The organism is Pseudomonas sp. R1-1, assembly GCF_051132135.1.
GTDB lineage: Bacteria > Pseudomonadota > Gammaproteobacteria > Pseudomonadales > Pseudomonadaceae > Aquipseudomonas.
Genome location: NZ_CP071663.1, coordinates 3,664,523 through 3,676,810, shown reverse-complemented (window position 1 = coordinate 3,676,810; position 12,288 = coordinate 3,664,523). Strand labels below are relative to the sequence as shown.

Sequence of the window (12,288 nt, the reverse complement as noted above, 5' to 3'; positions counted from 1 at the left end):
TGGCTTATTGCGCAGCGATCGGCTCAGGCTCACGAATCAGTGTAATACCCGATTGCACCAGCAGGTATTCGTTGTCGCTGACCTTGTTGATGCGGTCACCAATGGCCAATTTGTAGGTGGTGACGGGCTCCGAGCCGGTGAAGCCGTCTGCAGACGGGTTCGATTCCTGGAATTCATGCACGGAATAAACGCGGCCTTCCGCATCTCTTGCATGAAACTGACCGACGAGTACTGCTGCCATCTGCTTAAAACCTCTGGAGATAAAACGCTTGATTTGCGGCTTGGTAGACCGTCATCAAGCTTGGTAAGTTTTCCTACAGCGAAAAAATATTCCTCGCTCAGGAAAAACCAATGATCGCTGGTGAAATCGCCAACAGATCATCTATAACTAGCGACTCTTCCCACAGACCATCGAGAGTCTTCCATGAGCAATGTCTACAACGTCGCCGTAATGGTTGGTAGCCTGCGCAAAGCTTCGATCAATCGCAAGATCGCCCTGGCACTGGCTGAGCTGGCCCCGGCGAACCTGAAACTGGAAATTGTCGAAATCGGCGATCTGCCTCTCTACAACGAAGACATCGATGGCGATTCACCGCCCGCAGCCTACAGCACTTTCCGTCAGAAAGTGGCGTCATCCGACGCGGTGCTGTTTGTCACCCCCGAGTACAACCGTTCGATCCCGGCACCGCTGAAGAACGCCATCGACGTCGGTTCGCGGCCTTATGGCAAGAGCTGCTGGAGCGGCAAGCCGGGTGCGGTCATAAGTGTATCGCCGGGCGCCATCGGCGGTTTCGGCGCCAATCAACACCTGCGCCAAACCTTTGTGTTCCTCGATATTCACTGCCTGCAACAGCCGGAAGCCTATCTGGGCGGCGCGGGCAACGCCTTTGACGAAGCGGGCAAGCTGAGCGAAACGGTCAAACCGTTCCTGCAGAAATTCATCGATGCTTACGGGCTGTTCGTAGAGCAACACAAAAAATAAACCCGCAAGTGGTCCCTTGTAGGAGTGAGCCTGCTCGCGATAGCGGTGTATCAGTCAGCATTATTGTTAACTGACAGACCGCTATCGCGAGCAGGCTCACTCCTACAGTTTTTATCTGTCTGACTTTCCATTAAGGCTTCTGCGAATGCTCGCTGCGTCACTGATTTTCCTGCTGACCATCACCCTCGTGATCTGGCAACCCAAAGGCCTCGGCGTCGGCTGGAGTGCAACCCTCGGTGCGGTGCTGGCCTTGATTTTCGGTGTGGTCCAACTGAGCGACATTCCGCTGGTCTGGCAAATCATCTGGAACGCCACCGGCACCTTCGTGGCGTTGATCATCATCAGTCTGCTGCTCGACGAGGCCGGGTTCTTCGCCTGGGCCGCGCTGCACGTGGCGCGTTGGGGACGGGGCAGTGGGCGCAAGCTGTTTGCCTTTATGGTGCTGCTCGGCGCGCTGGTTTCGGCGTTGTTCGCCAATGACGGCGCGGCGCTGATCCTCACGCCGATTGTGATTTCAATGCTGCTGGCGTTGCGCTTCTCGCCGGCGGCAACGCTGGCCTTCGTGATGGGCGCCGGGTTTATCGCCGACACCGCGAGCCTGCCGCTGGTGGTGTCGAACCTGGTCAACATCGTCTCGGCAGATTTCTTTCACATCAGCTTCAACCGCTATGCGGCGGTGATGGTGCCGGTCAACTTCGTCAGCGTGGCAGCGACGCTGGGCATGTTGCTGTGGTTTTTCCGTCGGGACATCCCGGCCGCGTACGACCCGGCGCAGCTCGAAGACCCGACCACCGCTATCCACGATAAAGCCACGTTCTACGCGGGCTGGGTGGTATTGGCGATTCTGCTGATTGGCTGCTTTGCCCTGGAGCCGCTGGGTATTCCGATCAGCGCGATTTCGGCGGTGTGCGCCGCGCTGTTGCTCGGCATTGCGGCGCGCGGGCACAAAATTTCCACGCGCAAGGTGATGAAAGAAGCGCCGTGGCAGATCGTGATTTTCTCGCTGGGCATGTATCTGGTGGTGTACGGCCTGCGCAACGCCGGGCTGACCGGTTATCTGGCCGGCTGGCTCGACGCCTTCGCCGGCCATGGCGTGTGGGGCGCGGCGCTCGGTACCGGCGTGCTGACGGCGCTGCTGTCGTCGATCATGAATAACCTGCCGACCGTGTTGATCGGTTTGCTGTCGATCGATGCCAGCCAGGCCAGCGGGGTGATCAAGGAAGCGATGATCTACGCCAACGTGATCGGCAGCGACCTGGGGCCGAAGATTACCCCGATCGGCAGCCTGGCGACCCTGTTGTGGCTGCATGTGCTGGAGCGCAAGGGCATCCACATCGGCTGGGGCTATTACTTCCGGGTCGGGATCGTGTTGACGGTGCCGGTGTTGCTGGTGACGTTGGCGGCTTTGGCGGTGCGGCTTTCGCTGTAGACCGAGGTGACCCCAATCGCTAGCAGGGCTAGCTCCCACAGGTTTTATGTACACCGCGCAACCTGTGGGAGCTAGCCTGCTAGCGATGGGGCCCGCGCGGGCACCACAAATCTCAGGCTTGCCCCGGCACATTCGGCCAAAGGTCCGACACCAGAAACAACCGCTCCGCCTCTTCCCATTCGCCCTGGGCGTTTTCACTCAGGCGCACCATCAATTGCGCCGGCGCCAGCGGCGGCAGTTCCAACAGCCACAGGCGCAACGCTTCTTCGGTCCAGACCTGATCTGCCGGGTAATGCGCCGGCGCCAGCCAGGCATGCCGGGGCAGGGGTTGCCAGCGGCCCGGCGGGCGTTGCGCGACGAACGCCGGCCAATCCTTCTGATGCAGCCAGGTGCCGCGCAAGTGCTGCGGATGCGCGCCGTGCGGCGATGCAGCCGCACCGGGCCACGGGTAGAGCAGGTAGCCGCCCAGCCATAGATGCGCGTCGAACTTTTCGATATCCAGCGCCGCCAGCACTTCGCGGCTTTCCGCGCGCGCCGAGATCGGCAATTGATGTTCGGCCAGGTGCGCCAGTTTGCGGTCCAGTCGATCATGGCAGCCGGGGCCCAGCCACTGCGCCGGATCGTCGCCGTCGCCATTCTGCGGCCCGAGGTAAAGTTTGACCGCCAGTTCCAGGTGATGCACGCCATCGCGATCGCGCAACAGCATGTCCAGCTCGCCAAGGGTGTGGCCTTCGCGGCGGATCGGCAGGTTGGCGGCGATCAAGTCGATGCCCGGCGCATGCTCCACCGCAAACTGCCACAGTCTCTCGTAATACAGGCCCAGACGCCGTGTGCGTGCCTGCGACAGCCATTGCAGCAAGCCGTAACTGTCACGGTCGAGCTGGCGCAGCCAGTGTTCGAGGCGCTGCGGGTCGCGCACCCAGTCACTGCCCGCCAGTGGATGACGCTGCGGCCATGGCGTGACGGCGAGCATCGGCGGGGCGAGGATCACCCACGCCAGATCCCGCACTTCGGGATGGCGCAACTGATGAGGTAACTGGAGCAAATCGGGAAACAGGATCATCCTGCGAGCATAGCCTGAATCATGAGCGCCCTTGAGGCTGAAAGGATTTTGTCTATCGCGGGCTTTCGCCCATAATCGGGTTTTCGCGTTTTCGATTGTCCGCAGAGGTCCCATGGAGCAATTTCGTAATATCGGCATCATCGGTCGCCTGGGCAGTTCCCAGGTGCTGGATACCGTCCGCCGACTGAAACGCTTTCTGCTCGATCGGCACCTGCATGTGATCCTCGAAGACACCATCGCCGAAGTCCTGCCCGGCCATGGCCTGCAAACGTCGTCGCGCAAGATGCTCGGCGAAGTCTGTGACATGGTCATCGTCGTCGGCGGCGACGGCAGCCTGCTCGGCGCCGCACGGGCGCTGGCCAGGCACAATATTCCGGTGCTGGGCATCAACCGCGGCAGCCTCGGTTTTCTCACCGATATTCGCCCGGACGAGCTGGAAATCAAGGTCGCCGAAGTGCTCGACGGCCATTATCTGGTGGAAAACCGCTTCCTGCTGCAAGCCGAAGTCCGCCGTCACGCCGAGGCCATCGGCCAGGGCGATGCGCTCAACGACGTGGTGCTGCACCCGGGCAAATCGACGCGGATGATCGAATTCGAGCTGTACATCGACGGCCAGTTTGTGTGCAGCCAGAAGGCCGACGGCCTGATCGTCGCCACGCCCACCGGCTCCACCGCCTACGCCTTGTCCGCCGGCGGGCCGATCATGCATCCCAAGCTCGACGCTATTGTGATTGTGCCGATGTACCCCCATACCTTGTCGGGACGGCCCATCGTGGTCGATGGCAACAGTGAGCTGAAAATCGTCGTGTCCAAAGATATGCAGATCTACCCGCAAGTTTCCTGCGACGGCCAGAACCATTTCACCTGCGCGCCGGGCGACACCATTACTGTGAGCAAGAAAGCGCAGAAGCTGCGACTGATCCACCCCCTCGATCACAACTACTACGAAGTCTGCCGCACCAAGCTCGGCTGGGGCAGCAAGCTGGGCGGTGGAGGCGACTGATGCTCGATCCCGCGCGCAGTTACGACCTGATCGGTGACGTGCACGGATGCGCCTTGACCCTCGAACACTTGCTTGACCGTCTCGGTTATCACAAGCAGGGCGGGGTCTGGCGGCATCCGTCGCGCATGGCGGTGTTCGTCGGTGACATCATCGACCGTGGCCCGCGGATTCGCGAAGCGCTGCACATCGTGCATGACATGGTCGAAGCCGGTCAGGCCTTGTGCATCATGGGCAACCACGAATTCAACGCGCTTGGCTGGAGCACCCCGGCGCCACCGGGCAGCGGCAAGCAGTTCGTCCGCGAGCACACGCCGCGCCACGCACGCTTGCTGCAGGAAACCCTGACCCAGTTCGAAGGCCATCCGGGCGACTGGCATGACTTCCAGCAATGGTTTTACCAATTGCCATTGTTCGTCGATGCCGGGCGTTTTCGCGTGGTTCACGCCTGTTGGGACGCCGGATTGATCGAACCGCTGCGCGGCCTGTTCCCCGATGGCTGCATCGATGAGCACTTTTTGCAGGCCTCGGCGGTGCCCGGCAGTTTCGCCTGCACGGTATTCGACCGCTTGCTGCGCGGCACTGACATGCGCCTGCCGGGCGGCCAGACCATGACCAGCGGCGACGGTCTGGTGCGTTCGTTCTTCCGCACCAAATTCTGGGAAGACGACCCGAAAACCTACGGCGACATCGTCTTCCAGCCCGATGCCTTGCCGGAGCCGGTAGCGCAGACGCCGCTGAGCTCCACGGAAAAGAACTCCCTGCTGCGCTACGGCGTCGACGAGCCCTTGCTGTTCGTCGGCCACTACTGGCGCAGCGGCAAACCGGCGCCGATTCGCCCGAATCTCGCGTGTCTGGATTACAGCGCGGTGCTCTACGGCAAACTGGTTGCCTATCGTCTGGATCAGGAAACACGCCTCGATCCGCAAAAATTCGTCTGGGTCGATGTCGAGCGGCCGGAGGTGCTGCAATGAGTGCGGTAGCGGTATTGCGCCTGCCGTTGGCGGTGGACCTGAGCGGTTTCGTCAAACTGCTGCAACGCATGCAGGTGCCGCACCGGGTCAGCGAAGAGGCGGGCGAGCAGGTGTTGTGGGCGCCGGCAGAAATCAGCGACGACGTGCGCTCGCTGTACGAGCGCTTCCCGGCCGGCGATCCCGACCAGCAGCTGGATATTCCTGTAGGCCAGACCTTCAAGCGTCCGAGCTTCGCCGAACAACTGAAACACGCCAAGGCCACCGGCTTGATCCTGCTGTTGAGCCTGATCGTCGGTGGTCTGACGTTCCTCGGCGAAAACCTTGAGACGCTGCGCTGGCTGACCTTTCTCGATTTTCGGGTGATCGGCGAGTACATCCACTTCACGCCATTGGCCGACAGCCTGGCGGCAGGGCAGTGGTGGCGGCTGGTCACGCCGATGCTGATCCACTTCGGCATTCTGCATCTGGCGATGAACGGCATGTGGTACTGGGAGCTGGGCCGGCGCATCGAATCGCGGCAGGGCAGCATCAACCTGATCGGCCTGACGCTGCTGTTCAGTCTGGTGTCCAACTACGCGCAGTTCGTCTGGAGCGGCCCGACCCTGTTCGGCGGCCTGTCCGGCGTGCTCTACGGCTTGCTCGGGCACTGCTGGATTTTCCAGTTGCTGGCGCCCAATCCAGCCTATCGTCTGCCGCGTGGTGTGCTGGCGATGATGCTGATCTGGCTGGTGGTGTGCATGTCCGGGCTGATCTCGTTGATCGGCTTCGGCCAGATCGCCAACGCTGCGCACCTGAGCGGGTTACTCATCGGATGCTTTACCGGTTTGTTGGGTGGTTTGTATAACCGCCGTAAACTGGCCGTCTGAATTTTTAGCGAATTGAAGAGCACGGAGACCCCTGATGTCCTCTTTTAACGACATGATCAGCAACATCACCCCGGACATCTACGAGAGCCTGAAACTGGCCGTGGAAATCGGTAAATGGTCCGACGGCAACAAGCTCACCGCCGAACAGCGCGAGCTGTCGTTGCAGGCGATGATCGCCTGGGAAATCCAGAACCTGCCTGAAGACCAGCGCACCGGTTACATGGGCCCGCAGGAATGTGCGTCGAAATCGATCGAAGTGCCGAACATCCTGTTCAAGTCGGATGCCATCCATTGATCGAGATTGGCCGCGGTGCAATCAGCAAAATGTCGGCGCGCCTGGACGGGCCGAACGTGCAATACGCGTTTCGTCTGGACGACGTCGAGGTGCCGGTCAATCCGTTGATCGGCAGCACGGTGCGTCTGGAGTACCTGGGGGCGATCCACTGCACCCATTGCGGGCGCAAGACCAAAACCAGTTTCAGTCAGGGTTATTGCTACCCGTGCATGACCAGACTGGCGCAATGCGACCTGTGCATCATGAGCCCGGAGCGCTGCCACTTTGACGCCGGCACCTGTCGCGATCCGGCGTGGGGCGAGCAGTTCTGCATGACCGATCATGTGGTCTATCTGGCCAACTCGTCGGGGATCAAGGTTGGCATCACCCGTGCAACGCAGCTGCCGACCCGCTGGCTCGATCAGGGCGCCAGTCAGGCGCTGCCGATCATGCGCGTGTCGACACGCCAGCAATCGGGGTTCGTCGAAGACCTGTTCCGCAGCCAGGTGGCCGATAAAACCAACTGGCGCGCGCTGCTCAAGGGCGACGCGGCGGCGGTGGATCTGGCGCAGGTGCGCGATCAGCTGTTCGAAAGCTGCGCCGAAGGCCTGCAAGGTTTGCAAGAGCGATTCGGCCTACAGGCGATTCAGACGATTGCCGATGTCGAACCGTTGGAAATCCGCTATCCCGTCGAGCAATACCCGGCGAAAATCGTCAGCTTCAACCTGGACAAGAACCCGATTGCCGAAGGCACGCTGCTGGGGATCAAGGGGCAATACCTGATTTTCGACACCGGCGTGATCAACATTCGTAAATACACGGCTTACCAGCTCGCCGTGCATCAATAAGGATTCCAGCATGCGCACCGAACAACCGAAGATGATTTACCTCAAGGACTATCAGGCGCCCGAGTACCTGATCGACGAAACGCACCTGACCTTCGAGTTGTTCGAGGACCACAGTCTGGTCCACGCGCAACTGGTGATGCGCCGCAACCCCGAGCGTGGCCCGGGCCTGCCGCCGCTGGTGCTGGACGGCCAGCAGCTGGAACTGCTCTCGGTAACGTTGGCCGACAAGGAGCTGAGCGCCGCGGACTATCAAGTCTCCGACAGCCACCTGACCCTGCAGCCGGGCAGCGACAGCTTCACCCTCGACACCAGCGTCAGGATCCACCCGGAAACCAACACCGCGCTGGAAGGCCTGTACAAGTCCGGCACGATGTTTTGCACCCAATGCGAGGCCGAAGGCTTCCGCAAAATCACCTATTACCTCGACCGCCCGGACGTGATGAGCAAGTTCACCACCACCGTGGTCGCCGAACAGCACAGCTACCCGGTGCTGCTCTCCAACGGCAACCCGATCGCTTCGGGCCCGGGTGAAGACGGCCGGCACTGGGCGACCTGGGAAGACCCGTTCAAGAAACCGGCCTACCTGTTCGCGCTGGTCGCCGGTGATTTGTGGTGCGTCGAAGACACCTTCACCACCATGAGCCAGCGCAACGTCGCGCTGCGCATCTATGTCGAGCCGGAAAACATCGACAAGTGCCAGCACGCGATGAACAGCCTGAAGAAGTCGATGCGCTGGGACGAAGAGGTCTACGGTCGCGAGTACGATCTGGACATCTTCATGATCGTCGCGGTCAACGATTTCAACATGGGCGCGATGGAGAACAAGGGCCTCAACATCTTCAACTCCAGTGCCGTGCTGGCCCGCGCCGAAACCGCAACCGACGCCGCGCACCAGCGGGTCGAGGCGATCGTCGCTCACGAATACTTCCACAACTGGTCGGGCAACCGCGTGACCTGCCGCGACTGGTTCCAGCTGTCGCTCAAGGAAGGCTTCACGGTGTTCCGTGACGCCGGTTTCTCCTCGGACATGAACTCGGCGACGGTCAAGCGCATTCAGGACGTGGCCTACCTGCGCACCCACCAGTTCGCCGAAGATGCCGGCCCGATGGCCCATGCCGTGCGCCCGGACAGCTTCATCGAGATTTCCAACTTCTACACCCTGACCGTGTACGAAAAGGGTTCGGAAGTGGTCGGCATGCTCCACACCCTGCTGGGCGCCGAAGGCTTCCGCAAGGGCAGCGATCTGTACTTCGAGCGTCACGACGGGCAAGCGGTGACCTGCGATGACTTCGTCAAGGCCATGGAAGACGCCAATGGCGTCGACCTGACGCAGTTCAAGCGCTGGTACAGCCAGGCCGGCACACCGCGTCTGGCGGTCAGCGAGTCGTACGATGCCGCAGCGAAAACCTACAGCCTGACCTTCCGCCAGAGCTGCCCGGAAACCCCGGATAAAGTTGAAAAACTGCCGTTCGTGATTCCGGTCGAACTGGGTCTGCTCGACAGCCAGGGCAACGAACTGGCGCTGCGTCTGGCCGGCGAAGCCTCGGCGCAAGGCACCACGCGGGTGATCTCGGTGACCGAGGCCGAGCAGACCTTCACCTTCGTCGATATCAACGAGCAACCGCTGCCATCGCTGCTGCGCGGCTTCTCGGCGCCGGTGAAACTGAGCTTCCCGTACAACCGCGATCAACTGATGTTCCTCATGCAGCACGACAGCGACGGCTTCAACCGCTGGGATGCCGGCCAGCAACTGGCGGTGCAGGTGTTGCAAGAGTTGATCGGCCAGCAGCAAAAGGGCGAGGCCATGGTCCTTGACCCGCGCCTGACCTCGGCGCTGCGCACGGTGCTGTCCGACGAGTCGCTGGATCAGGCGATGGTCGCCGAAATGCTCTCCCTGCCGGGCGAGGCCTATCTCACCGAAATCAGCGAAGTGGCCGACGTCGAGGCGATCCACAACGCCCGCGAGTTCGCCCGCAAGCAACTCGCCGAAGGGTTGTTCGAAGCGCTGTGGCTGCGTTACCAAGCCAACCGCGACCTGTCCAAACAAACGCCGTACGTGGCCGAAGCCGAGCATTTTGCCCGTCGCGCCTTGCAGAACATCGCGCTGTCGTACCTGATGCTCAGCGGCAAGCCGGAAGTACTGGCGGCGGCGCTGGAGCAGTTCGAAAACGCCGACAACATGACCGAGCGCCTGACCGCGCTGGCCGTGCTGGTCAACTCGCCGTTCGAAGAGCAGAAAGCCCTGGCGCTGGCCAGTTTCGCCGAGCACTTCAAGGACAATCCGCTGGTCATGGATCAGTGGTTCAGCGTGCAGGCCGGCAGCACCTTGCCGGGCGGGCTGGCGCGGGTCAAAGCGTTGATGCAGCACCCGGCGTTCAACATCAAGAACCCGAACAAGGTCCGCGCGCTGATCGGTGCATTCGCCGGGCAGAACCTGATCAACTTCCACGCGGCGGACGGTTCGGGTTATCGCTTCCTCGCCGATCTGGTGATCGAGCTGAACGGCTTCAACCCGCAAATCGCCTCGCGCCAACTGGCACCGCTGACCCGCTGGCGCAAATACGATGCCGCGCGTCAGGCCTTGATGAAGGCCGAACTGGAGCGGATTCTCGCGTCCGGGGCGTTGTCGAGTGATGTGTATGAGGTGGTGAGCAAGAGTCTGGCTTGAGGGCATCCTCGAGTCGGTTTTGCGCACTTGAAAAAAAGGCCACCTCAGCCCGACGCTGAGGTGACCCGAGGGTGAATGCGGTCCAATTGTAGGAGTGAGCCTGCTCGCGATGGCGGTGTGTCAGTTGAAGAGGTATCCACTGATACACCGCCATCGCGAGCAGGCTCACTCCTACAAGGGATTGTGTGAGTCAGGAGAATCAGTGCGAGCCGGCAGCCTTGTTCAGGTCGCTTTCGGTCCATTCGGTGTAGACGCAGGCGTCGGTGGTCGCCCAGCGTACATGCACCGGGTCGCCGGCCTTGAGCGGCATGCCGGCGGCTGACAAGGCTTTCACTGTCATCGAGGTTCCGCCTGCGGTGACCACGCTGCAGGTCTGGCTTTCACCGAGAAACAGCACTTCCACCACGGTCGCTGACACTTCGTTCCAGCCAGACGGCAGCGGTTCGCGGGTTGCCTGCTGCACGCTCAACGCCAAGGCCTTTTCTGGCCGCACCATCAGCAACACATCCTGGTCAGTCTGCAACCCTGCCGTCAGCCGGATCGACAACGGCTGCCCCTCGAAACTCGCCGCGGCATTACCCTGGGCCTTGAGCTTGAGGAAGTTCGAGTTGCCAAGAAATGAGGCGACAAAGGCATTCGGCGGATTTTGATAAAGGTCATAACCGCTGCCCAGCCCGACAATCTTGCCGTGGCTGAAAATCGCGATGCGCTGGGACAAACGCATTGCTTCTTCCTGATCGTGAGTCACGTAGACGATGGTGATGCCCAGGCGCCGGTGCAGTTGGCGCAGTTCGTCCTGCAAGTCCTCGCGCAGCTTTTTGTCCAGCGCACCGAGCGGTTCGTCCATCAGCAGAATGCGTGGTTCGTAAACCAGCGCACGGGCGATGGCCACGCGTTGCTGCTGGCCGCCGGACAGTTGCGAAGGGCGGCGATGGGCGAATTGCTCCAGTTGTACCAGTTTCAACATCGCGTCGACGCGCTTGTCGCGCTCGGCCGCCGCCAGTTTGCGAATCGCCAGTGGAAAGGCGATGTTGTCGCGCACCGACAGATGCGGGAACAGTGAATAACGCTGGAAGACCATGCCGATGTCGCGCTTGTGCGGCGGCACGTTGACCAGTGACTGGCCGTTGACGAGGATCTCGCCGCTGCTCGGTGTTTCGAACCCGGCGAGCATCGACAGCGTGGTGCTTTTGCCCGAGCCGCTGGAGCCGAGGAAAGTCAGGAATTCGCCGTCCTTGATGTCCAGCGAGATGTTGTCGACGGCGGCAAAGTCGCCGTAGTGCTTGTTCAGGTTGCGCAGGCTGACCAGGGGCTTGTCGTTCTGCTGGGAGGCGTCTTTGATCACGGCACTCATGTCGTACTCCTCGGCGCTCAGGCGCTGATTTCGTTGCGCCGGCGCAGAGCGGCGGCGATCACCATGACCAGGACCGACAGGCCGATCAGCAGCGTCGAAGCGACGGCGATCACCGGGGTCAGGTCCTGGCGCAGGGTGGTCCACATTTTCACGGGAAGGGTTTGCAGCGTCGGGCTGGCCATCATCACGCTGAGCACCACTTCGTCCCACGAAACCAGAAAGGCGAAGAGGGCGCCGGCGACCATGCCCGGACGAATTGCCGGAAACGTCACCTTGAACACCGCTTGCAGGCGTGAGGCGCCGCAGATCACCGCCGCGTCTTCAATCGACTGATCGAACAGCTTCAGCGAGTTGATGATCGAGATAATGGTGAACGGCAGCGCGACGATCACATGGCTGACGACGAACGCGAACATCGTCCCGGTGTAACCGAGCTTGAGAAACAGTGCGTACACCGCCACGGCAATGATCACCAGCGGCACGATCATCGGCAGGGTGAACAGGCCGTACAGCATTTCCCGGCCAGGAAAGCGCCCGCGCACCAGCGCAAACGCGGTCGGCAAGCCGAGGGCCACGGCGCAGATCGTGGTCAGCACGGCCACCTTGAGGCTGGCCGCAGCGGCGCTCATCCAGTCCGGATTGGAGAAGAACTGGCCGTACCATTTCAGCGTCCAGCCCGGTGGTGGAAAGACCAGCCACTGCGAGGAACCGAACGACAGCAGCACGATGAACACGATCGGCAACAGCAGGAACAGACCGATCAGCCCGGTGGTGGCATACAAGCCGAAACGCATGCGCCGGCTCATGGCGTTGGGAGTCAGGAGCATGTC

General features: G+C 61.4%; 12 protein-coding genes. 8 read left to right on the top strand and 4 right to left on the bottom strand.

Going from position 1 to position 12,288, the window contains the following annotated elements; genetic code table 11:
- Positions 1-4 precede the first annotated feature (4 nt).
- Positions 5-241 (bottom strand): hypothetical protein, encoded by a 237-nt coding sequence (locus J3P75_RS16415; RefSeq protein ID WP_203421736.1) that lies wholly within the window; start codon positions 239-241, stop codon positions 5-7.
- 183 nt (positions 242-424) lie between these two features.
- Between J3P75_RS16415 and J3P75_RS16410 the strand changes: the two genes are divergently transcribed.
- Complete coding sequence (locus J3P75_RS16410; protein WP_434707447.1) at positions 425-982, top strand: NADPH-dependent FMN reductase; 558 nt, start codon at positions 425-427, stop codon at positions 980-982.
- Positions 983-1,127: 145 nt separating this feature from the next.
- Positions 1,128-2,411 carry an arsenic transporter gene (locus J3P75_RS16405; protein WP_434707446.1) on the top strand — a complete coding sequence of 428 codons (1,284 nt, stop codon included), beginning with the start codon at positions 1,128-1,130 and terminating at the stop codon, positions 2,409-2,411.
- A 112-nt stretch (positions 2,412-2,523) separates the two neighbouring features.
- Here the strand turns inward: J3P75_RS16405 and J3P75_RS16400 are convergent, their stop codons facing one another.
- Positions 2,524-3,474, bottom strand: a complete 951-nt coding sequence (locus tag J3P75_RS16400; RefSeq protein WP_434707444.1) for a DUF1853 family protein — start codon at positions 3,472-3,474, stop codon at positions 2,524-2,526.
- Between the two features lie 112 nt (positions 3,475-3,586).
- On the opposite strand from J3P75_RS16400, the gene J3P75_RS16395 reads away from it, so the two are divergent.
- Genes J3P75_RS16395 through pepN form a run of 6 tightly spaced genes read left to right on the top strand, consistent with a single transcriptional unit; the run spans position 3,587 to position 10,104 of the window.
- Positions 3,587-4,477: an NAD(+) kinase gene (locus J3P75_RS16395; protein ID WP_047528343.1), complete on the top strand. Its 891-nt coding sequence runs from the start codon at positions 3,587-3,589 to the stop codon at positions 4,475-4,477.
- Positions 4,474-5,448 (top strand): metallophosphoesterase, encoded by a 975-nt coding sequence (locus tag J3P75_RS16390; protein WP_203422064.1) that lies wholly within the window; start codon positions 4,474-4,476, stop codon positions 5,446-5,448. Before J3P75_RS16395 ends, J3P75_RS16390 begins: the two co-directional genes overlap by 4 nt.
- A complete protein-coding gene (locus J3P75_RS16385; RefSeq protein ID WP_434707443.1) occupies positions 5,445-6,314 on the top strand; it encodes a rhomboid family intramembrane serine protease in 870 nt (289 codons plus the stop codon). Before J3P75_RS16390 ends, J3P75_RS16385 begins: the two co-directional genes overlap by 4 nt.
- A gap of 34 nt (positions 6,315-6,348) precedes the next feature.
- The gene (locus J3P75_RS16380; protein WP_042609561.1) at positions 6,349-6,609 is read left to right on the top strand and encodes a YeaC family protein; all 261 of its coding nucleotides are present in this window, start codon (positions 6,349-6,351) and stop codon (positions 6,607-6,609) included.
- Positions 6,606-7,436, top strand: coding sequence for a DUF2797 domain-containing protein (locus tag J3P75_RS16375; protein ID WP_203421741.1), 831 nt, complete (start codon positions 6,606-6,608; stop codon positions 7,434-7,436). The genes J3P75_RS16380 and J3P75_RS16375 overlap by 4 nt, the downstream gene beginning before the upstream one ends.
- Positions 7,437-7,446: 10 nt before the next feature.
- Positions 7,447-10,104 (top strand): aminopeptidase N, encoded by a 2,658-nt coding sequence (gene pepN, locus J3P75_RS16370; protein ID WP_434707442.1) that lies wholly within the window; start codon positions 7,447-7,449, stop codon positions 10,102-10,104.
- A 199-nt stretch (positions 10,105-10,303) separates the two neighbouring features.
- Here the strand turns inward: pepN and J3P75_RS16365 are convergent, their stop codons facing one another.
- A complete protein-coding gene (locus tag J3P75_RS16365) occupies positions 10,304-11,458 on the bottom strand; it encodes an ABC transporter ATP-binding protein (RefSeq protein WP_434707441.1) in 1,155 nt (384 codons plus the stop codon).
- A gap of 17 nt (positions 11,459-11,475) precedes the next feature.
- The gene (locus J3P75_RS16360; protein ID WP_008088090.1) at positions 11,476-12,285 is read right to left on the bottom strand and encodes an ABC transporter permease; all 810 of its coding nucleotides are present in this window, start codon (positions 12,283-12,285) and stop codon (positions 11,476-11,478) included.
- Positions 12,286-12,288 lie beyond the last annotated feature (3 nt).

Excerpts from the sequence above, each read along its gene's own strand:
- J3P75_RS16415 (WP_203421736.1), bottom strand. The coding sequence starts at position 241 with ATGGCAGCAGTACTCGTCGGTCAGTTTCATGCAAGAGATGCGGAAGGC.
- J3P75_RS16405 (WP_434707446.1), top strand. The coding sequence starts at position 1,128 with ATGCTCGCTGCGTCACTGATTTTCCTGCTGACCATCACCCTCGTGATC.
- J3P75_RS16395 (WP_047528343.1), top strand. The coding sequence starts at position 3,587 with ATGGAGCAATTTCGTAATATCGGCATCATCGGTCGCCTGGGCAGTTCC.
- J3P75_RS16360 (WP_008088090.1), bottom strand. The coding sequence starts at position 12,285 with ATGCTCCTGACTCCCAACGCCATGAGCCGGCGCATGCGTTTCGGCTTG.
- pepN (WP_434707442.1), top strand. The coding sequence starts at position 7,447 with ATGCGCACCGAACAACCGAAGATGATTTACCTCAAGGACTATCAGGCG.
- J3P75_RS16400 (WP_434707444.1), bottom strand. The coding sequence starts at position 3,474 with ATGATCCTGTTTCCCGATTTGCTCCAGTTACCTCATCAGTTGCGCCAT.
- J3P75_RS16365 (WP_434707441.1), bottom strand. The coding sequence starts at position 11,458 with ATGAGTGCCGTGATCAAAGACGCCTCCCAGCAGAACGACAAGCCCCTG.
- J3P75_RS16380 (WP_042609561.1), top strand. The coding sequence starts at position 6,349 with ATGTCCTCTTTTAACGACATGATCAGCAACATCACCCCGGACATCTAC.
- J3P75_RS16385 (WP_434707443.1), top strand. The coding sequence starts at position 5,445 with ATGAGTGCGGTAGCGGTATTGCGCCTGCCGTTGGCGGTGGACCTGAGC.
- J3P75_RS16410 (WP_434707447.1), top strand. The coding sequence starts at position 425 with ATGAGCAATGTCTACAACGTCGCCGTAATGGTTGGTAGCCTGCGCAAA.